The sequence below is a fragment of the Modestobacter sp. VKM Ac-2978 genome (genome assembly GCF_026968025.1).
Taxonomy (GTDB): Bacteria; Actinomycetota; Actinomycetes; order Mycobacteriales; family Geodermatophilaceae; genus Modestobacter.
On record NZ_JAPVBP010000013.1, the window covers coordinates 12,133 to 31,572 of the forward strand.

General features: G+C 75.1%; 20 protein-coding genes. 10 read left to right on the forward strand and 10 right to left on the reverse strand.

Going from position 1 to position 19,440, the window contains the following annotated elements:
* Positions 1-56: 56 nt before the first annotated feature.
* From O2W53_RS23485 to pheS, 3 genes are read right to left on the reverse strand one after another with little or no spacing between them, the layout of a single operon-like run.
* Positions 57-863: an SDR family NAD(P)-dependent oxidoreductase gene (locus O2W53_RS23485; RefSeq protein WP_269165473.1), complete on the reverse strand. Its 807-nt coding sequence runs from the start codon at positions 861-863 to the stop codon at positions 57-59.
* Complete coding sequence (pheT, locus tag O2W53_RS23490) at positions 856-3,318, reverse strand: phenylalanine--tRNA ligase subunit beta (RefSeq protein WP_269165474.1); 2,463 nt, start codon at positions 3,316-3,318, stop codon at positions 856-858. Before pheT ends, O2W53_RS23485 begins: the two co-directional genes overlap by 8 nt.
* Positions 3,315-4,382, reverse strand: a complete 1,068-nt coding sequence (gene pheS, locus O2W53_RS23495) for a phenylalanine--tRNA ligase subunit alpha (protein WP_269165475.1) — start codon at positions 4,380-4,382, stop codon at positions 3,315-3,317. The genes pheT and pheS overlap by 4 nt, the downstream gene beginning before the upstream one ends.
* Before the next feature lie 159 nt (positions 4,383-4,541).
* Between pheS and O2W53_RS23500 the strand changes: the two genes are divergently transcribed.
* A complete protein-coding gene (locus tag O2W53_RS23500) occupies positions 4,542-6,788 on the forward strand; it encodes a diguanylate cyclase domain-containing protein (RefSeq protein ID WP_269165476.1) in 2,247 nt (748 codons plus the stop codon).
* A 1-nt stretch (position 6,789) separates the two neighbouring features.
* Here O2W53_RS23500 and O2W53_RS23505 read toward each other — a convergent pair whose 3' ends face one another.
* The 5 genes from O2W53_RS23505 to O2W53_RS23525 form a co-directional block, all read right to left on the reverse strand.
* On the reverse strand, positions 6,790-7,584 hold the full coding sequence (locus O2W53_RS23505; RefSeq protein WP_269165523.1) for a TrmH family RNA methyltransferase: 795 nt from the start codon (positions 7,582-7,584) through the stop codon (positions 6,790-6,792).
* A 107-nt stretch (positions 7,585-7,691) separates the two neighbouring features.
* Positions 7,692-8,093, reverse strand: a complete 402-nt coding sequence (gene rplT / locus O2W53_RS23510; protein ID WP_269165477.1) for a 50S ribosomal protein L20 — start codon at positions 8,091-8,093, stop codon at positions 7,692-7,694.
* Positions 8,094-8,130: 37 nt separating this feature from the next.
* On the reverse strand, positions 8,131-8,325 hold the full coding sequence (gene rpmI, locus O2W53_RS23515; protein ID WP_036336530.1) for a 50S ribosomal protein L35: 195 nt from the start codon (positions 8,323-8,325) through the stop codon (positions 8,131-8,133).
* Positions 8,326-8,417: 92 nt separating this feature from the next.
* Positions 8,418-9,095, reverse strand: coding sequence for a translation initiation factor IF-3 (infC, locus tag O2W53_RS23520; protein WP_331253817.1), 678 nt, complete (start codon positions 9,093-9,095; stop codon positions 8,418-8,420).
* 233 nt (positions 9,096-9,328) lie between these two features.
* On the reverse strand, positions 9,329-9,823 hold the full coding sequence (locus O2W53_RS23525; RefSeq protein ID WP_269165479.1) for a PH domain-containing protein: 495 nt from the start codon (positions 9,821-9,823) through the stop codon (positions 9,329-9,331).
* A 138-nt stretch (positions 9,824-9,961) separates the two neighbouring features.
* Here O2W53_RS23525 and O2W53_RS23530 point away from each other — a divergent pair, with 138 nt between their 5' ends.
* From O2W53_RS23530 to O2W53_RS23540, 3 genes are all read left to right on the forward strand, one after another.
* Positions 9,962-11,113: a uroporphyrinogen-III synthase gene (locus O2W53_RS23530; RefSeq protein ID WP_269165480.1), complete on the forward strand. Its 1,152-nt coding sequence runs from the start codon at positions 9,962-9,964 to the stop codon at positions 11,111-11,113.
* A gap of 240 nt (positions 11,114-11,353) precedes the next feature.
* Positions 11,354-11,803, forward strand: a complete 450-nt coding sequence (gene cynS, locus O2W53_RS23535) for a cyanase (protein WP_036336524.1) — start codon at positions 11,354-11,356, stop codon at positions 11,801-11,803.
* 76 nt (positions 11,804-11,879) lie between these two features.
* Entirely contained in the window at positions 11,880-12,809 is a 930-nt protein-coding gene (locus O2W53_RS23540) for a formate/nitrite transporter family protein (RefSeq protein ID WP_269165481.1), read from the forward strand.
* A gap of 91 nt (positions 12,810-12,900) precedes the next feature.
* On the opposite strand, the gene O2W53_RS23545 is transcribed toward O2W53_RS23540, so the two are convergent.
* Entirely contained in the window at positions 12,901-13,428 is a 528-nt protein-coding gene (locus O2W53_RS23545; protein WP_269165482.1) for a DinB family protein, read from the reverse strand.
* A gap of 201 nt (positions 13,429-13,629) precedes the next feature.
* On the opposite strand from O2W53_RS23545, the gene O2W53_RS23550 reads away from it, so the two are divergent.
* The 6 genes from O2W53_RS23550 to O2W53_RS23575 all read left to right on the forward strand — a co-directional run bounded on the left by O2W53_RS23550 (position 13,630) and on the right by O2W53_RS23575 (position 18,589).
* The gene (locus O2W53_RS23550; RefSeq protein WP_269165483.1) at positions 13,630-15,063 is read left to right on the forward strand and encodes an MFS transporter; all 1,434 of its coding nucleotides are present in this window, start codon (positions 13,630-13,632) and stop codon (positions 15,061-15,063) included.
* 121 nt (positions 15,064-15,184) lie between these two features.
* Complete coding sequence (locus O2W53_RS23555; RefSeq protein WP_269165484.1) at positions 15,185-15,979, forward strand: hypothetical protein; 795 nt, start codon at positions 15,185-15,187, stop codon at positions 15,977-15,979.
* A gap of 103 nt (positions 15,980-16,082) precedes the next feature.
* On the forward strand, positions 16,083-16,583 hold the full coding sequence (locus tag O2W53_RS23560; protein ID WP_269165485.1) for a SigE family RNA polymerase sigma factor: 501 nt from the start codon (positions 16,083-16,085) through the stop codon (positions 16,581-16,583).
* Positions 16,583-18,037 (forward strand): hypothetical protein, encoded by a 1,455-nt coding sequence (locus O2W53_RS23565; protein ID WP_269165486.1) that lies wholly within the window; start codon positions 16,583-16,585, stop codon positions 18,035-18,037. The genes O2W53_RS23560 and O2W53_RS23565 overlap by 1 nt, the downstream gene beginning before the upstream one ends.
* 1 nt (position 18,038) lies before the next feature.
* Complete coding sequence (locus O2W53_RS23570) at positions 18,039-18,182, forward strand: hypothetical protein (protein WP_164702707.1); 144 nt, start codon at positions 18,039-18,041, stop codon at positions 18,180-18,182.
* On the forward strand, positions 18,179-18,589 hold the full coding sequence (locus O2W53_RS23575) for a hypothetical protein (RefSeq protein ID WP_269165487.1): 411 nt from the start codon (positions 18,179-18,181) through the stop codon (positions 18,587-18,589). The genes O2W53_RS23570 and O2W53_RS23575 overlap by 4 nt, the downstream gene beginning before the upstream one ends.
* Positions 18,590-18,630: 41 nt before the next feature.
* On the opposite strand, the gene O2W53_RS23580 is transcribed toward O2W53_RS23575, so the two are convergent.
* A complete protein-coding gene (locus O2W53_RS23580; RefSeq protein WP_269165488.1) occupies positions 18,631-19,431 on the reverse strand; it encodes an AraC family transcriptional regulator in 801 nt (266 codons plus the stop codon).
* Positions 19,432-19,440: the final 9 nt, after the last annotated feature.

The following is a 19,440-nucleotide window of genomic DNA, read 5'->3' on the forward strand; positions in this document are numbered from 1 at the left end:
GACCGCTGACCGTCTCGGCCCCGCGGTCGGCTGACCGCCTCGGCCACCGCGGTGGCTCAGCCGACCGGGTCGTCGGCTCCGTACGGCCGCAGGCGCAACTGGCGGGCGGTGCCCTCGGGGGTGGTGGCGCGCAGCACGTCGAGGTCGTCGGCGCCGGCCCGGAAGAACCGCCCCGACCACTGGTCCAGCTCACCGGCGGCGATCGCCAGGGCCAGGGCCACCACGTCCTCCGGGCGGGTCCACTCGGTGCGCCCGGCGTGCATCGGCATCGCCCGGGTCATCTCGGTGTCGATCACGCCCGGCGCCAGGTCGAACGCGCGCACCCCGTGAGCCGCGCCGGCCAGGTCGATCGCCTCGGTGATCCGCATCTGCGCGGTCTTGCCGGCCGAGTAGGCGCTGTAGACGTCGCTCCCCCGGGTGCCCAGACCGCTGGCCAGTCCGATCACCCGGCCACCGCCGACGGCGATCATCCCGGGGACGACGGCGCGGGAGACCAGGAACGGCCCCCGCACCTGGCTCTCCACGACCTGCCACCACTGGTCGGGGTCGGCCTCCCACAGCGGCACCTCGGCGGCGTCGATGAGGCCGGCGTTGTTGACCAGCAGGGTGACCGGCCCGAGCTCCGCGGTCACCTGGGTGACCGCGGCCTGCACCGCGCCGGGGTCGGTGACGTCGGCGGCCACCGCCAGGGTGCGGACACCGGTGGCGTCGGCGACCTCGGCCATCGCCGCGTGCAGCCGGTCGGCCGACCGCGCCAGCCCGGCAACGGTCGCGCCGCGCTCGGCCAGCCCCTGCGCCAGGTACCGGCCGATGCCGGCCGACGCCCCGGTGACCAGCGCGACCGTGCCCGTCAGATCACGCACGGAGCACCGCCCCGGTCCGCTCCACGGCCAGCGCGATCGCGGCGTCCCGCGCCGCGTTCGCCTCCTCGCCGGTCAGCGTCCGGTCCGGCGCGCGCAGCGTCAGCGCGTACGCCAACGACCGCGAGCCGGCCGGCACCGGGGCACCGGTGTAGACGTCGAAGAGCCGCAGCACCTCCAGCAGCTCACCCGCCCCGTCCCGCAGTGCCGCCTCGACGTCGGCGGCCGGGACGGCGTCGGCGACGACCAGCGCCAGGTCGATCAGCACCGGCGGGAAGGTCGAGACGTGCGGCCCGACCGCCACCGGCGCGGCGGGCAGGGCGTCGACGTCGAGCTCCATGGCGCAGGTGCGCGCGGGGAGGTCGAGCGTCGCGCAGACCCGCGGGTGCAGCTCGCCGGCGTGGCCGACGACCCGGTCGCCGACGAGCAGCTCCGCGCAGCGGCCCGGGTGCCAGGGCGCCAGCTCGCCGGCCCGCACGGTCAGCTCGACACCGGCCGCGGCGGCCACGGTGCGCGCCGCCTGCACGGCGTCGGCCCAGGTGCCCGGGCGGCCCGGCCCCCACCAGCCGCGGGGTTCGAGGTTCCCGGCCAGCACCACGCCCACGTGCCAGGGCTGCTCGGGCACCGCGCCGAGCAGCGCATCCAGCACGTCGTCGTCGGGGCGCCGGTCGACCCCGGGCACCGGGGCCTGAGTGCGCGGCCCGCCCGGGAAGACCGCACCGTGCTCGAACACGGCGACGTCGCGCTGCCCGCGGGCCAGGTTGCGGGCGAGCGTGGCCAGCAGCCCGGGCAGCAGCGTCGTCCGCATCGCCGGGGCCTCCTCCGACAACGGGTTGCGCAGCGTGATCAGCGACCGCCGGGCGTCGTCCGCGGGCAGGCCGAGGGCGTCCAGCTGCGCCTCCCCCACGAACGGGTAGGACGGCGCCTCGACGTAGCCGGCGTCGGCGAGGGCGCGGCCGATGCTGCGCCGGCGGCGCTGGCGCTCGGTGAGCCCACGACCCGGCGGCGCGGTCGGCAGCACGGAGGGGATCTCGTCGAAGCCCAGGTAGCGGACGACCTCCTCGACCAGGTCGGCCGGGTCGGTGAGGTCACCGCGCCAGGACGGCGGCGTGACCTGCAGCTGCTGGCCGTCCCCCTCGACCGTCGCGCCGATCGCCTGCAGCACCTCCACGACCTGCGACCGCGGGTACTCCACGCCGGCGATCCGGCCGGGCCGGCCGGCGTCCAGCGCGATCACCGGGCGCGGGCCGCGCACGTCGAGGTCGACGGGTGCACCGACGACGTGGGCGCCGCCGTACTGGGCCAGCAGCGCGGCGGCCCGGGCGAGCGCCACGACGGTGACGTCGGGGTCCGTGCCCCGCTCGAAGCGCTTGGCCGCCTCGCTGGGCAGCTTGTGCCGGCGCACCCCGCGCCCGATGCCGGCCGGCTCCCAGTGTGCGGCCTCCAGCAGCACCGCGGTGGTGGTCGAGCCGATCTCGGTCGAGGCGCCGCCCATCACCCCGGCCAGCCCGATCGGCCCGGACTCGTCGGCGATCAGCAGGTCGTCGCCGGTGAGCGCCCGGTCGACGCCGTCCAGCGTGGTCAGCCGCTCGCCGTCGGCCGCCCGGCGGACCGTGATCGGCCCGGTGACGGTGTCGCGGTCGAAGGCGTGCATCGGCTGGCCGAGCTCGAGCATCACGAAGTTCGTGACGTCGACGGCGAGGGAGATGCTGCGGATGCCGCACTGGGCGAGCCGCCGGCGCAGCTCCCACGGGCTGGGCGCGGTCGCGTCCAGGCCCTCCATCGCCACCATGGAGAAGCGGTCGCAGCGGCCCGGGTCGGCCACCTCGACGGCCCAGCCCGGCTCACCGGACCAGGCCGGGGGCGTGAGCGCGGCCGGGTCGCGCCAGTCGACGCCGAGCGCCCCGGCCAGGTCTCGGGCGATGCCCCGCAGGCTCATCGCGTAGCCGCGGTCGGGGGTCACCTCGAGGTCGAAGACGACCTCGTCCAGACCGAGGACGCCGGCGGCCGGCGTCCCGGGGGTGAAGCCCTCCTGCCCGAGCACCAGGATGCCGGCGTGGTCCTCCCCGATGCCCAGCTCGCGGACCGAGCAGATCATCCCGTCGGAGACGTGGTCGTAGGTCGTCCGGGCGGCGATGGCGAAGTCCCCGGGCAGCACCGCACCGGGCAGCGCCGCGACGACCAGGTCGCCGACGGCGAAGTTGCGGGCGCCGCAGACGATGCCCCGGGGAGCCTCCTCCCCCACGTCGACCTGGCAGTACCGGATCGGCTTCTTGAAGCCGGTGAGCTCCTCGATCTCCAGCACCCGGCCGACCACGAGCGGGCCGGTGGTGACCGGTGGCCGGAGCACCTCCTCGACCTCGAAGCCGAGCCGGACGAACGCCTCGTCCAGCTCCTCGACCGTCGTCCCCGCGGGGATGTCGACGTGCTCGCTCAGCCAGCTGACGGGGACCTTCACTGCTCAACTCCGAACGCACTCGTGAAGCGGACGTCGCCCTCGACGATGTCGCGCATGTCGCCGACCCCGGAGCGGAACTGCAGCGCCCGCTCGATGCCCATCCCGAAGGCGAAGCCGGTGTACTCCTCGGGGTCGATGCCGCAGGCGACCAGGACCCGGGGGTTGACCATCCCGCAGCCGCCCCACTCCACCCAGCGCGGCCCATCCCGGTGCTCGGGGAACCAGACGTCGAACTCCGCCGACGGCTCGGTGAAGGGGAAGAAGTGCGGCCGCCACCGGGTCAGCGCGTCGGCGCCGAACAGCTGGCGGGCCAGGTGGTCCAGGGTGCCGCGCAGGTGGGCCATGGTCAGGCCGCGGTCGACGGCGAGGCCCTCGACCTGGTGGAAGACCGGGGTGTGCGTGGCGTCCAGCTCGTCGGTGCGGTAGACCCGGCCGGGCGCGACCACGTAGATCGGCGGCCGGCGCTCGAGCATCGTGCGCGCCTGCACCGGGCTGGTGTGCGTGCGCAGCACCAGCCCGGAGTCCTCGGGCGCGACGAAGAAGGTGTCGGCCAGCGACCGCGCCGGGTGGTCCGGGCCGGTGTTCAGCGCGTCGAAGTTCAGCCACTCGGCCTCGAGCTCCGGGCCCTCGGCGATCTCGTAGCCCATCCCGACGAAGACGTCGGAGATGCGGTCGGTCAGCGTGGTGAGCGGGTGCCGGGCGCCGGGCAGGGCACGGTCCCAGGGCAGCGTGACGTCGACGCGCTCCTCGGCGAGGACCCGCTCGTCACGCTCTGCCTCCAGCACCGCCAGCCGGGCGGCGTGGGCCTCGGTGACCGCGACGCGGGCGGCGTTGACCCGCTTGCCGGCGTCCGAGCGGGCGTGTGGGGGCAGCGCGCCGAGCTCGCGGCGGGCCAGCAGCACCGGCGCGCGATCGCCCAGGTGCGCGGGGCGGACGGCGGCCAGGGCCTCCAGGTCACCGGCGGCGGAGAAGGCATCGATCGCTGCCTGCACCGCCGCGTCGAGGGCCTCCGCGGACAGCGCGGCGACCTGCTTGGGGTCATAGGGGTCGTTGGCGCCAGACACGGGAGGCCATTCTGCCCGGACGCGCCCGCTCGGCGCGCCCGGGTCGGGCGCCACCACCACGGCGACGGCCCCGGACGACGGACCCCGGGCTCACCCCCAGGGGTGGTACTGCGACCCGGGGCCTGTGGGTTCGGGCCCGCCGACGCCGATCCCCCGGTCGTGACCTCGACCCACGCCCCTGTCGCGACGATCGACGCGGTGCTCGCCTCCGGCAGCGTGCACAGCCTGTACCAGCCGATCGTGGAGCTGGACTCCGGCCGCGTCGTCGCCTACGAGGCGCTCGCCCGCGGCCCGCAGGGACCGCTGCACACCCCCGACGCCCTCTTCGCCGCCGCCCGGTCGGCTGGCCGGCTCGCCGAGCTGGACGCGCTGTGCCGGTCCGCCGCGCTGCGCGGTGCGGTCGCCGCGGAGCTCGGCCCGCCGCTGACGGTGTTCGTCAACGTCGAGCCGCAGGTGCTGGAGTCCGCGCCGCTGGAGGAGCTGCTGGCCATCGCCACCACCGCCCCGGCGGGGTTGCGGGTCGTCGTGGAGATCACCGAGCGGGCGCTGGCCACCCGCCCGGCGGACCTGCTGCGCGCCGTGGAACGGGTCCGTGAGGTGGGCTGGGGCATCGCCCTGGACGACGTGGGGGCGGAGTCGATGTCCCTGGCGTTCATGCCCCTGCTGCGCCCGGACGTGGTCAAGCTCGACCTGCGCCTGGTCCAGCAGCGGCCCGGCCCGGCGGTCGCCGAGATCATGAACGCGGTCAACGGCTACGCCGAGCGCACCGGGGCGCTCATCCTGGCCGAGGGGATCGAGGACGAGGCCCACCTGGCGATGGCGCGCGCGCTGGGCGCCAGCCTCGGGCAGGGCTGGCACTTCGGCCGGCCGGGCGCCACCGCGGTGCCGGACCGGGAGGTCGGCCGGCTGGAGCTGCCCGGCACGAGCGGCGCGGCCGGCAACGCGGAGACCTCCCCGTTCAGCTGCCTGCCGGAGGGGACGCAGCTGCGCACCGCACCGAAGGCGCTGCTCATCGAACTGAGCAAGCACCTGGAGCGCCAGGCCATGCGCCTCGGTGAGACCTGCGTGGTCGCCGCCACCTTCCAGGAGGCCCGGCACTTCACCCCCGCGACCGGGCTCCGTTATCGGGACCTGGTCGCCCGCACGGGCTTCGTGTGCGCGCTCGGTGCCGACCTGCCGGTCGAGCCGCTGCCCGGGGTACGCGGCGCCCACCTCGCGCCGGCCGACCCGGTGCGCGGGGAGTGGGACGTCGTCGTGCTGAGCCCGCACTTCAGCGCCGCGCTGCTGGCCCGGGACCTCGGCGACGGCGGCCCGGACATGCAGCGCCGCTACGAGTACGCCCTCACCTACGACCGGCGGACGGTCGAACGCGCCGGGGTCTCCCTGGTCGCGCGGGTCGCCGCCGAGCCGCTCCCGGTGGAGACGGTCCCGGAGGTCGCCGTCCCGACGGCTGCCCCGGCCGCCGCGGCCGCCGCCGGCCGCACGCCGGACGAGGTGCTCCTGCACCGCGCCCTGGCGGCGACGACCAGCGGGGTGACGATCGCGGACATGACGGCGCCGGACCAGCCACTGGTGTACGTCAACGCCGCGTTCGAGCAGCTCGCCGGCCTGGAGGCCGGGGAGGTGCTGGGCCGCAACTGCCGCTTCCTCCAGGGCTCGGACACCGACCCGGGCACGGTGGACCGCATGCGCCAGGCCATCCGTGAGGGCGCGGAGTTCCGGGCCACGCTGCTCAACCACCGCGGGCCGGACCGGGAGCCGTGGTGGAACGAGATCCACCTGGCCCCGGTGCTCGACGCCGCCGGCGACGTCGTCCAGTACATCGGCGTGCAGACCGACGTGACCGGCCGGGTGACCGCGGAGCGGGAGCTGCTCCGTGAGCGCGACCGCACCCGCCAGCACCTCGCCCAGATCGAGGAGCTCGCTTACACCGACCCGCTCACCGCGCTGCCCAACCGGCGCCGCTTCGAGGAGCGGATGGAGTCCGCGCTGTGGCAGGCCCGGCTCGACGGCTCTGCGGTGGCGTTGCTCTTCCTCGACCTCGACGGATTCAAGGCGGTCAACGACGCCCTGGGCCACGCCGCCGGGGACGAGCTGCTGCAGGTGGTCGCCGACCGGCTGCGTGGCCGGCTGCGCCGGGGAGACCTGCTGGCCAGGCTCGGCGGCGACGAGTTCCTCGTCGGGCTGCTCGGGCTGTACCCGTCGACGGCGCTGCGCGAGGCCGGCCAGGTGGCCGAGCAGCTGGTGGCGGCGGTGACCGAACCGGTGGTGCTGTGCACCCAGACCGTGCAGGTGCAGGCCAGCGTCGGGATCAGCGTCCACCCGGACGACGGCGCCGAGTTCGGCCCGCTGCTGCACCGGGCCGACGCCCGGATGTACGCCGCCAAGCACCCGGCCGGCCTCTGAGCTACTCGGCGAGCTGCGTGGCGTAGAGGCAGATCGAGGCGGCCACCGACAGGTTGAGGCTCTCCGCCCGGCCCCGCATCGGGATGCGCACCCGCGCGTCGGCGAGCGCGGCCAGCGCGGGGTCCAGCCCGCGGGCCTCGTTGCCGAACAACCACAGCACCGGCCCGCCGAGCAGCCCCTCGTCCCCGGCGGCGTCCAGGGCCACCTCTCCCCCGCCGTCGGCGGCCAGCACGGTCGTCCCGGCGGCCTGCACCTGCGGCACGAGCTCGGCCAGCGGTGCACTGCGCACGACGTCGACGTGGAACAGGCTGCCGGCGCTGCTGCGCACCACCTTGCCGTTGTAGGGGTCGGCGGAGCCGGCGCCGAAGACCACGGTGCGGGCGCCGCAGGCGTCGGCGGTGCGCAGCACCGTGCCGGCGTTCCCGGGGTCGGCGAGCTCGGCCAGGGCGACCGCCAGCCGCGGCGGATCGGTCACCAGCGTCTCGGCCGGCACGTCGCGCAGCGCGCAGACGGCGACCAGCCCTTGCGGCGTCACCGTCTCCGACAGCGAGGCGACCGCTCGGTCGGTGGCCACGTGCACGGGCACCCGGGCGGCGGCCAGCAGGTCCCGGTGGGCGGCCGCCGCGGCCTCGGTGACGAACAGCTCGAGGACGGCGCCCGGGTCGTCCTGGGCCTCGGCCAGCGCCTCGCTGACCGCCTGCCGCCCCTCGGCGAGGAAGGCGCCGGCGTCGTCCCGGCCGCTGCGCCGGGTGAGCTTGCGGGCGGTGGCGATCCGCGCCGAGCGCTCGGTCAGCATGTCGGGCACGGGGGTTCCTCTCGGCGGGTGGGCGCAGACGACGACGCCGCCACCCGTGGGTCTCGGGGACCCACCGGCGACGGCGTCGTCAGGTGGTACGGGGGTGCTCAGGCGGCCTGGGTGGGGGCCTGGGTGCCGGCCGCCTCGGGGTTCGCGGCGAGCGCGGCCCGGGCGGACTCCACCAGGGTGGCGAAGGTGGCGGGCTCGTTCACGGCGAGCTCGGCCAGGACGCGACGGTCCAGCTCGATGCCGGCCAGCTTGAGGCCCTGCATGAACCGGTTGTAGGTCATGTCGTTCTGCCGGGCCGCGGCGTTGATCCGGGTGATCCACAGCTTGCGGAAGTCACCCTTGCGGACCTTGCGGTCGCGGTAGTTGTAGGTGGCCGAGTGGAGGATCTGCTCCTTGGCCTTGCGGTACAGCCGCGAGCGCTGGCCGCGGTAACCGCTGGCTGCCTCGAGGGTCGTACGGCGCTTCTTCTGGGCGTTGACCGCCCGCTTCACGCGTGCCACGTGAGAGCTCCTGTCTGCTGGTTACGGAAGGGGACGGTCAGAGACCGAGGAGCTTCTTCATCCGGCTGTTGTCCGCCGGGGAGAGCACCTCGATGCCGCTGATCCGGCGCTTCCGGCTCGAGGACTTGTGCTCGAACTTGTGCTGGTTGTTCGTGTGCTCACGCACCAGCTTCCCGGTGCCCGTGACGCGGATGCGCTTGGCCGCGCCCTTGTGGGTCTTGTTCTTCGGCATGTCCTCGTCCTCGTCTGCGTGTGTGTCCGCGCCGGGAGCAGGGGGCTGCTCCCGGCGCGGGCCGTCTCGGTGGTGCGGGGCCCTCTCCCGGCTCAGGCCGGGGGGGCCTGCTCGCCGGATGCCGCCTGCTTCTCGGCCTTGGCGGAGCGCCGCGCGTCGTCGGTCGCCGCCTGGTTCCGGTGCGGCGCGATCACCATGACCATGTTCCGGCCGTCCTGCTTCGGGTTGGACTCCACCACCCCGAGGTCGGCGACGTCGCCGGCCAGCCGCTGCAGCAGCTTGTAGCCCATCTCGGGGCGGGACTGCTCGCGACCGCGGAACATCACGGTGATCTTGACCTTGTCGCCGCCCTTGAGGAAGCGCTCGACGTGGCCCTTCTTGGTCTCGTAGTCGTGCGGGTCGATCTTGAGGCGCAGCCGCATCTCCTTGATGACGGTGAGCGCCTGGTTCCGCCGGGCCTCACGGGCCTTCTGCGCGGCTTCGTACTTGAACTTCCCGTAGTCCATGAGCTTGACGACGGGGGGCCGGGCCATGGGCGCGACCTCGACCAGGTCGAGCTCGGAGTCCTGGGCCAGGCGCAGCGCCTCGCCGATCGGCACGATGCCGACCTGCTCGCCCTCCGGTCCGACCAGGCGGACCTCGGGAACGCGGATACGGTCGTTGATGCGGGGCTCGGTGATGGCCTCTCCTCTGCTGCTGCGGGGAGGAGTCGCACCCGTCCCGGGCTCCGACGCAGAAGGGCCCCGTGAGCTGGTGCTCACGGGGCCCACTCGCCGGGTCGCCGCAGCGGGCACCCCGGGGCGGGGGTGCTCGTGCGGCCGCGCGAGTCGACCGGGGCCGACCTGCGCGAACCGGGGACCTGAGCGCCTGTGCGGCGCCAGGTGGGAGCGGGCTCCTCTTTGGTCAGCGGCATCGGTCTCTGCAGACCGCGGCCGCTGTGGTTCTCGCGCCTCGATGTAGCGGGGGGAGGCACGCCCACAGTACAGCGCCCGGGCCCCCGCCGTCATTCCCGGGGGTACAGCAGATCCTCCTGCGGCGCGGGGTTGCGCGCCTGGTGGTCGGCGAGCAGCGCCCGGAGCCCCCGGACGGCGATCAGCGCCCGCTCCCCGTCGGCTGCCTGGACGGCTCCGATGGCCACCTCGTCGTCGTTGCCCAGCAGCAGGCTCGCCCACGGCGAATGCTGGTCGAAGCGGACGGCGCGCACCGCCGACCAGGGCACCTCGTGGTTGATGACGACGTTGCGGATCCGCACACCGTCGGCGTCGGCGTCCACCCGGGACCGGCCCAGCAGCATCACCCCGGCCCCCATCGCGACGCCCAGCCCCACCATGGCGACCTGGTCGGCGGTCCGGAAGGACACCACGCCGGTGGTCGACTCCTTCAGCAGGACGGCGACCACGCTCATCACGAGCACCAGGCCGGCCGCCATCAGCGCGGTGATCACCCGCAACCGGCGCGGGACGGCGGAGACCGGGGAGGGCGTGGGATGGGCGGGCACGTCACCATCCTGCCCGCTCCAGCGGGCGCGGCGCAGACGTGCAGGTGGGGACGGCGACGCCGCCTCCCGCGCCCCGGACGTCCGGGGTGTGGGACTGCACGTCACACGGATGGAACACCGAGGACGCACCATGGACGGGTGACCGACAGCCAGCTCGACCACCCCGTGGCCAGCCCTGCCGGAGAGCCCTCGGTGCCGGACCTGCTGCCGCTGGCCGGCTACACGGTCGCGGTCACCGCGGCCCGCCGCAGCGAGGAGCTGGGCGCACTGCTGGACCGCCGGGGCGCCCGGGTGCTGTACGCCCCGGCGATCCGGATCGTGCCGCTGTCCGACGACGCCGACCTGGTCACCGCCACCCGGGAGGTGCTGGCCGCACCGGTCGACCTGGTCGTGGCCACCACCGGGGTCGGCTTCCGCGGCTGGCTGGAGGCCGCCGAGGCCTGGGACCTGCCGCTGCGCGAGCACCTGGCCACCGCCCGGGTGCTGGCCCGTGGACCGAAGGCCCGCGGCGCGATCCGCGGGGCCGGCCTGGTCGACGCCTGGTCACCGGAGTCGGAGAGCTCGGCCGAGGTGCTGTCGCACCTGCTGTCCGGGGCCGAGGGCCCGCTGCCCGGCCGCCGGATCGCCGTCCAGCTGCACGGCGACCCACTGCCCGAGCTCGTCGCCGGGCTGGTGCGGGCCGGCGCCGAGGTGATCAGGGTGCCGGTCTACCGCTGGGTGCTGCCCGAGGACACCGCTCCGCTGCGCCGCCTGGTCGCGGTGATCGCCGCGCGCGCCGTCGACGCGGTCACCTTCACCAGCGCACCGGCCGCCGCCAGCCTGCTGCAGGTGGCCGAGGAGGAGGGCGTGTACGCCGGCGTCCTCAGTGCCCTCACCGACGCCGTGCTCCCGGTCGCCGTCGGCCCGGTCACCGCTGCTCCGCTCGAGGCCGCCGGCGTCCGGTCCGTCCAGCCCGAGCGGGCCCGGCTCGGTGCGCTGGCCCGCTCGGTCGTCGCCGAGCTGCCGGCCCGGCACCCGGTGCTGCACTCCGGTCCGCACAGCCTGCAGGTCCGTGGGCACGCCGTCGTCCTGGACGGCCGGCTCGTGGAACTGGCGCCGGGACCGATGGCGGTGCTGCGCGCCCTGGCCCGGCGTCCCGGCGTCGTCGTCTCCCGCGCCGACCTGCTGGGCGAGCTCTCCGGTGGCGGCGACGCTCACGCCGTGGAGATGGCCGTGACCCGGCTGCGCGCCGCCCTGGGCGCGCCCGTGGTGCAGACCGTGGTCAAGCGCGGCTACCGCCTCGCCGTCTGAACCACCCCGCCGTCTGAACCACCTCGCCGGCTGGACCTCCTGGACCGCCCGGCCGGCCGGGCCGGCACGTCGCTGACCGGTGGGGTCGAACGCGTGTCCTGGCCCTCACACCGGTGCTGCCGGGCCGGTGCGGCCGTTGTTCCGTGCGGGTCACGTCGCCGCGTCCGTCCCGAAACGGCTCCTCCCTAGCGTTCGCGTTGCCCGGCCGGACGACCCGGCCGACCGCACCCGAGGAGCTCGATGACCCCCGTCCTCCCGAAGTCCGACGCCGCCGCCCTGGTGGTCGCCGCCCGGATCAGGCGTGGCCTGACCTGGGCCCAGCTCGCCGAGGAGATCGGCGCGCCGGTCGTCTGGACGACCGCCGCCCTGCTGGGCCAGCACCCGATGACCCCGGAGCAGGCACGGTGCGCCTGCCTCCTGCTGGGGCTGGACGAGAGCGTCGAGGAGAGCCTGCGCCTGCAGCCCTCCCGCGGCGCCGACCCGGCCACCCTGACCGACCCCACGGTCTACCGGTTCCACGAGGCGCTGTCGGTCTACGGGCCGGCGCTCAAGGAGCTGATCCACGAGGAGTTCGGCGACGGGATCATGAGCGCGATCAACTTCCGCGTCGACATCGCCCGCCGGCCCGACCCGGACGGCGACCGGGTCGTCGTCACCTTCGACGGGAAGTTCCTGGACTACCGGTGGTGACCGGAGTCCCCGCACCGCCACCCGCCGCGACGCCCGCGTGCCCGGCCACCCCTTCCGCACAGCCGAGGAGCACCTCATGTCCTACGTGAGCCCCAAGGACTTCACCACCAAGATGATCGACGCGGGTGAGGCGAAGGTCTTCATGGCCACCCGCGACACGTTGATCCGGGCGTTCATGGCCGGGGCGATCCTGGCGCTGGCCGCGGCCTTCGCCGTCACCGTCACCGTGCAGACCGGTCAGCCCATCGTCGGGGCGCTGCTCTTCCCGGTCGGCTTCTGCCTGCTCTACCTGCTCGGCTTCGACCTGCTGACCGGGGTCTTCACCCTGGTGCCGCTGGCCCTGTTCGACAAGCGGCCGGGCGTGACCGTGCGCGGCATGCTGCGGAACTGGGGGCTGGTCTTCCTCGGCAACTTCGGCGGGGCGATCACCGTCGCCGTGATCATGGCGGTGATCTTCACCTACGGCTTCGCCATGCCGCCGAGCGAGGTGGGCCAGGCGATCGGCTCCATCGGCGAGGGCCGGACGGTCGGGTACGCCGAGTTCGGCGCCGCCGGGATGCTGACGCTGTTCCTGCGCGCGGTGCTGTGCAACTGGATGGTCTCCACCGGGGTCGTCGCCGCGATGATGTCGACATCGGTGACCGGCAAGGTCGTGGCCATGTGGATGCCGATCCTGGTCTTCTTCTACATGGGCTTCGAGCACTCGATCGTGAACATGTTCCTGTTCCCCTCCGGCCTGATGCTGGGCGGCGACTTCTCCGTCTCGGACTACCTGATCTGGAACGAGATCCCGACCGTGCTGGGCAACCTGGTGGGCGGGGTGACCTTCGTCGGGCTGACCCTGTACGCCACCCACGCCCGCACCGCGGCGCCCCGCAACGCCGCCGTCCTCCCGGTGCTCGCCGTGCCGGCCGACACCACGACGGTCGACACCACCACGGCCGTCACCACGACGGCCGACACCACGGCCGTGGCCGCCGACACCACCACGGTCGGCGCCCGCTGACCCCTGACCGGCGCCGGCGGCGCGCAGGGCACGACGACGAGGCGGCCTCTCTCCGGAGGGGCCGCCTCGTCGTCGGTCCGCCGGGCCCGCGTCAGCGCCAGCGGTAGAGGTCGCGGAGCAGGGCGATCTCCGCGCCGTGGTGGGCCAGCTCGTCGGTGGCGTGCACCAGCAGGTCGGCCCAGCTGGAGTCGGCGTAGGGCCCCCAGTCCGGTCCGAGGGGCCGCCACATCCCCTGCTCCCCCAGACCGGTCATCGCCGTGCGGAAGGCGGTCGCGGCCGTGTCCAGGTCCCGCAGCGCGGAGGCCGCGTCGCCGTGCCACTCCCGGCCGGTCACCGCCAACGGCCGCCCGGACGGCGTCTGGGCGAGGTAGTCGGCGAAGCAGTCCGAGGCCAGGTGCCACAGCCGCCACGCGATCGTGGTGACCGGCGCCGGGTCGGGGGCCGGGTGGGCCCAGTCCGCCGTCCAGCTGCCGTCGTCCCCGCGGCGCACCGACCAGGCGCCGTCCACCGGCTCGTCGAGGTACTCGGCGTCGCCCAGCCCGGCCAGCCGCTGGTCCAGTCGTCCGCGTGCCTCGTCCCAGCCGCGGAGCAGCACGGGCAGCACGAGTCGGTCCGTCATGCCCCTGGACGGTAGGACCACCCGCCCCGCACCGGGGGGTTCCCGGGCCTCACAGCATCGTCCGGCTGCCCGTGCGGGGCATGTACCGCACCGGTCACGCCGCTGCGGTCGGGTGGAAACGCCCTGTTCCTAGCGTCGTCCCCGGCGCCGTCCCAGCCGGGCGGGCGCCCCGCCGACCGGCCGCTGACCAGGGATGACCTCATGACCGAGACCCAGCTCCACCGCCCGGGCGCACCCACCGCCGCACCCCCCGCCGGCCAGTCCCCGCCAGTCCGGGGCAGCCGGTGGATCGACGACTACACCCCCGAGGACCCGGCGTTCTGGGCCTCACCGCAGGGCAAGCCGGTCGCCCGCCGCAACCTGGTGTGGTCGGTGCTCGCGGAGAACATCGGGTTCAGCGTCTGGCAGATGTTCAGCGTCGCCACCGCCGTCCTGGCCTCGATCGGCTACGGCTTCACCAGCGACCAGCTGTTCTGGCTGGTGGCCACCGCCGGCCTGGTCGGCGCGATCATGCGGGTGCCCTACACCTTCATGCCGGCCCTGGTCGGTGGCCGGAACTGGACGGTCGTCAGCGCGGCGCTGCTGCTGGTGCCGGTGACGATGCTCGTGGTCGCCGCGACGACCGGCCAGCCCTACTGGTTCTGGGTGCTGACCGCGGTCACCTGCGGCTTCGGCGGCGGCAACTTCGCCTCCTCGATGGCGAACATCTCCTTCTTCTACCCGGACAAGGAGAAGGGCTTCGCGCTCGGCCTGAACGCCGCCGGCGGCAACATCGGCGTGGCGATCATCCAGCTCGTCGGCCCGCTGGCCGTCACCGCCGGCACCATCGCGGTGATCGGCGGGAGCACCGGGACGACGGCCGGCGGTGACGCCCGGTACGTGCAGAACGTGGCCCTGATCTGGGTGCCGTTCATCGTCCTGGCGATCGCCGGCGCCTGGTTCGGGATGCACAACCTGTCCGGGGCGAAGGCCAACATCGCCGACCAGGCGGCGATCGCCCGGCGCAAGCAGACCTGGATCATGTCCTTCCTCTACATCGGCGCGTTCGGCTCCTTCATCGGCTTCTCCGGGGCGTTCCCGCTGGTGCTGGCCAACGAGTTCGCCGCCGACACCTACCGCTACGCCTTCCTCGGGCCGCTGGTCGGCTCCCTGTCCCGGCCCTTCGGCGGGTGGCTCGCCGACCGGGTGGGCGGTGCGAAGGTCACGATCGTGACGTTCATCGGCCAGGCCGTGGCGATCGGCGCCGCCATCGCCGCGCTGGGGGCGGGGAGCTTCGGCGGGTTCCTGGCCAGCTTCCTGGTGCTGTTCGCCGTCGTGGGCATGACCAACGGGTCGACCTACCGGATGATCCCGATCATCTACCGGGCCGAGGCGGCCGCGTCGCGGTCCACGGACTCCCCCGCGCAGGTCCTCTACCGGGCGCGGCGGGACACCGCCGCCGCCGTCGGGATCATCTCCGCGGTCGGTGCGCTGGGGGCGGTGTTCATCCCGCGGATCGTGTCGGAGTCCTACCTCGCCACCGGCAGCGTGGTGACCGCCCTCGGCGCGTTCTGCGGCTTCTACATCGCCTGCGTCGCGGTGACCTGGTTCGTCTACCTGCGCCGCGGCACCCTGATGCAGCAGGCCGGCGTCTGACCGATCGTCCCCGGCCGCCCCGCACCCGCCACGGGTGCGGGGCGGCCGTGCGCTGCCCCGCCGTGGTGAGACGGGACCCGCGCCAGGTGCGTCACCGGGCGCGGCGGGCCATGATCACCGCGTGAGGGACTCCATCGGCGATGAGCGCGTGCCCGGCCGGGACCTGGTCGAGACGGGGGAGCTGGTCGCCGGGTCGATGACCCGGGCCGTCGCCGGGCTGCTCTTCGAGCCCGGGTCCAGCCCGCTGCGGCTGGACGAGCGGCTGGCCGCCTGCCTCCGCGACGCCGCGACCTCGGCCGCCGAGCTGCCGCTGACCTGGGAACGCGCGCGGGCCGGCGCCGCCCTCGCCTTCGCCGCCGAGCTGTCGGTCACCCGCGCCCACCAGGGCCGCCCGGTGCGCAGCGACGGCTTCTTCAGCGTGAGCACCGCGGCCCGGTCGGCCGCCGAGCGGCTGGTCGAGGACGTCGTCCAGGCCGCCCGGGAGACCACCGAGGAGCGCCGTGTGCGGCACCTGGGCTACCTGGTCGCCGAGGTCGTCGTCTCCCCCGACATCGACGTGGCGCTGGCCGCCCGGGCGCTCCAGTTGGCCGAGTCGTGCAGCTGGCGGCAGCTGGTGTTCCTGGCCGCCGTCGGCCGGCGCGACCGCGCCCCGCTGCCGCTGGGCGCCCTGGAGGACGACCCGCGCGGCTGGCGGGCCTGGGGCGCCCGGGAGGACGTGTCGGACCTGCAGCGCAGCGGGCTGTTGGACCCGGCGCCGGTCGTCTCCCGCCCCGGTGCCGTCCGGCCCCGGCTGCGCCCGACCGACCTGCGGCTGACCCGGCGCGGGGTGCTGGTGCACCGACTGCTGGCGCTGGACTTCGTCCGCGAGGACGACGTCGCCGCCGCGCTCGCCGACCTCGAGCTGCCGCCCGCCTGAACCGTGCGCCGCATCGTGATCACCTCGTGATCGGCGCTGTGGGTCTGCTGTGCCGCTCACCGCGTGTAGAGGGGTGAGAGACCGGCGGAAGGGGACGGACGGCGTGGACGGCGCGGGCTTCGAGGACTTCGTGTCCCGGGAACAGCCCGGCCTGCTGCGGCTGGCCGTGCTGCTCGCCGGTGACCGCGGCCATGCGGAGGACCTGGTGCAGACAGCCCTGCTGAAGACCTACCGGCACTGGGGCCGGATCACCCGCTCCGGCGAGCCGACGGCGTACGTGCGGCGGGTGCTGGTCACCACCCACACCAGCTGGCGACGGCGGCTGTCGACCACCGAGCAGGTCGTCGAGGCGCTGCCCGACCGGGCCGACCCCACGGTCGCCCCGGACACCGACGAGGAGCTCCGCGCCGCGCTGCGGTCACTGCCCCCGCGGATGCGCACCGCCGTCGTGCTGCGCTACTACGCCGACCTCTCCGAGCAGCAGGCCGCCGAGGCGATGGGCTGCTCCCCCAGCACCGTGAACACCCAGACGGCGCGCGGCCTGCAGCGGCTGCGCGCGGCGCTGGCCGACCCCGTGCTGACCCACGCCGAAGAGGGTGCGTGATGGACGACGTCGAGCTCCAGGAACGACTGGCCCGGCTGGCCGAGCGCACCGCGCCCCGTCCGCGCGAGCAGCTGGCCCAGGTGGTCGTGGCCCGGCACCGCACCCAGCGTCGGCAGAACATCGGGACGGCGGCGGTGGCCGCCGCGGTGACCGGCCTCGTCGTGCTGACCTCGACCGTCCTGGACGGCCCGTCGGCCGAGCCGGCCACCGCGATCAGCGCCGACGCGGCGGGCCCGGAGTCCGCGGCCGCGGCGGTCGACGTCCTGGCCGGCCCGGCCCGCGGCTCGCTGGCCGGCGATGCTGCGTTCGTCGACGGTGCGCGCCGGCTCAGCTGGACCGAGGCAGACGACCCGAACCGGCCCACGGCCGCGACCGAGCCGCCGCTGGACAGCCGGCAGGTGGTCTTCGCCGGCGACGTGACCGGCGGGCGCTGGGCACTGGTGCTCGGGCAGGACACGGTCCAGCCCGAGCCGCCCGTCGGCTCCGGCCTGGCCGCGGCCTGGTTCACCGGCCCGCCCGGCGCCACCGCGGACCAGCTCCAGCCTGCCGGCCTGTCGGGCGGGGTGGACACCACCATGTCGCTGGCGCTCTCGGACGCCTCGACGGGAGCGCTGGTGGTCGTCGCCGCACCGGGCGACGCGATCCAGGTGTCCGAGCGCCCGCTGGTGGCCGCCGACGGCACGGTCAGCCGCGAGTTCGAGCCCGTCGACGCGCCGGACGGCGTGGCGGTGCTGGCGCTGCCCCCCGCGTCGGGCACCTATGCCGAGGCACTGCGCTTCCGGGTGGTGCGGGACGGCGCCGAGGTGGTCACCGCCATGCCCACGACGCACCGCTCGGACTGGTCCCGGACGACGCCGGAGGTGCCGATCGAGTGGCTGCGCGGAACGGCGGGAGCGACCGGTGCTGATGCCGTCCTCGACCGAGGCGTCGACGACGCGCTGACGAGCACCGGGCTGTCCCCGGACGACGTCGCCTTCAGCGTCGTCTGGGCCGGCGACGTCCCCGCCCCGAGCGGGCAGACGGCGCGGGTGCAGCTGCTCGGCGCCACCCTGCCCTCGGGTGCGGTGTACCTGACGGCGCTCCTCGGCCGGGACCTGCCCGACGGGTCCGTCGTCAGCACCTGGTGCGGGACCGATCTCCGCCCGGCTGCGCCACCGCTGGCCGAGCAGCTGTTCGCGGTGGAGTGCAGCACGCCGTTCCTCGAGGGCGCCGAGCCGGTCGACAGCCTGGTTCTCGTCGGTCCGTCGGCGGCCACCACCGCGTTGCTGGTCGACGGCACCGGTTCCCGCGCCACCGCGCAGCCGCTGGTCGGCGGTGTCGCGGTGCTGCAACCGTTCGAGGACCTCACCGCCGTGGAGTTCCTGGCGCCCGACGGGACGTCGTTGGGCCGCACCGAGCCGATGGGACACGTCGGCATGGAGTCGCTCGAGTCCATCCCGTCGGGCGGGAACTGAGGTGGCGACGCCGGAGCCGGCCTCCGTGATCGCCGCCCGCCAGCTGGCCGAGGAGGCCCGGTTCCGCGGGACCGCCGCGCGCCGCCGTCGTCCGCCGCCGCTGCGGCCGGTGGAGGCGCTCCCGGCCCTGGCACCGGCGCCGTGAAGGGCCTCGTCGCCTTCGTGCTCGGGGTGGTGGCCGTCCTGCTGTTCGCGACGCGCGGGGGCGGGGAACTGGCCTGCCCGGCGATCGGCTGGAGCAACGGGCTCGTCGTCGAGCTGGTCGAGGGCTGGCCCGCTGCCGACGCCGTCCGGATCGAGTGCCCGTCGCCGTGCGGCCCGGTGCCGATGACCCCGTCCGACGAGGAACCGGACGCGGTCACCGTCCACCTGGCCGGTGCCACGGCGTCCGTGCCCTTGATGGGCGCGCCGGAGTCCGTCACGGTCACCGTGCTCGCTGCGGACGTTGCCGCGCTCGGCCGGGCCGAGCTGGAGCTCGACTGGGTCAGGGTCGGCGGCAGCGCGGAGTGCGGCGGGCCGCTCGAGGCGACGGCCACGGTCCCGGTTCCGTGACCCCGGGCTGATCCGGGTGCTGGTGCTGCCCGGGCCGCGCGTCAGCCGGCGGAGCGCACCGCGGACCGCGCGTACGCCACCGGCGTCGTCGCGATCATCCGGCGGAAGTGCCGGGTCAGGTGCGACTGGTCGGCGAACCCGGCCGCGCCGGCCACCTCGGCGGCCGGCATCCCGTCCAGCAGCAGCCGCCGGGCCAGGTCGATGCGCCGTCCGGTCAGGTAGCGGTGCGGCGGCAGCCCGTGCCGCCGGGTGAACGCCCGTACGACGTGCGTGGCGGAGACGCCGAACAGCGCCGCCGCCTCCTCCAGCGCAAGCCCCTCGGCCACCCGGGCGTCCAGCAGGTCCCGCACCCGGTCGGCCAGCGCGTCGTCCCGCACCTGGGGTGGAGCCGCCACGGCGCGGTCCAGGTGCTGACCGAGCCGTTCCAGCACGAACGCCAGCCGGCTCTGCGCCTCCAGCGCGTCGCCACCGGGCCGCACCGCCGCGTGCAGCGCGGAGAGCCGGGCGCGCAGCGCGGCGTCGTCGAACGCCGGCCGGTCGACGGCGCTGCCGACCCGGTCGGCGCCGAGGGTGTCGGCGGCCAGGTAGAGCACCCGCTTGCGGAACCCGTCGGGTGACTGCGACCGGCCGTCGTGCGGGACTCCCGGCGGCAGCAGGGTGACCTCGGCCCGGGAGGCGCCGTGCGCGTGCCGGTCCAGGTCGTAGCGGACCACCCCGTCGTCGACCAGCAGCAGCGTCCAGGCCTCGTGGGTGTGCGAGGGGTAGACGTGGTGGGTGAAGTGGGCGTGGAAGACCTCGGTCAGCCCGGGCACGTCCGGCCGCCAGGCGACCACCTCGCTCACGTCAGGAAC

What these genes read in the sequence shown, in the direction of transcription:
- O2W53_RS23550 (WP_269165483.1), top strand. Translation starts at nt 13,630, where the DNA reads ATGACCGAGACCCAGCTCCACCGCCCGGGCGCACCCACCGCCGCACCC.
- O2W53_RS23565 (WP_269165486.1), top strand. Translation starts at nt 16,583, where the DNA reads ATGGACGACGTCGAGCTCCAGGAACGACTGGCCCGGCTGGCCGAGCGC.
- cynS (WP_036336524.1), top strand. Translation starts at nt 11,354, where the DNA reads ATGACCCCCGTCCTCCCGAAGTCCGACGCCGCCGCCCTGGTGGTCGCC.
- rpmI (WP_036336530.1), bottom strand. Translation starts at nt 8,325, where the DNA reads ATGCCGAAGAACAAGACCCACAAGGGCGCGGCCAAGCGCATCCGCGTC.
- O2W53_RS23545 (WP_269165482.1), bottom strand. Translation starts at nt 13,428, where the DNA reads ATGACGGACCGACTCGTGCTGCCCGTGCTGCTCCGCGGCTGGGACGAG.
- O2W53_RS23505 (WP_269165523.1), bottom strand. Translation starts at nt 7,584, where the DNA reads ATGCTGACCGAGCGCTCGGCGCGGATCGCCACCGCCCGCAAGCTCACC.
- O2W53_RS23540 (WP_269165481.1), top strand. Translation starts at nt 11,880, where the DNA reads ATGTCCTACGTGAGCCCCAAGGACTTCACCACCAAGATGATCGACGCG.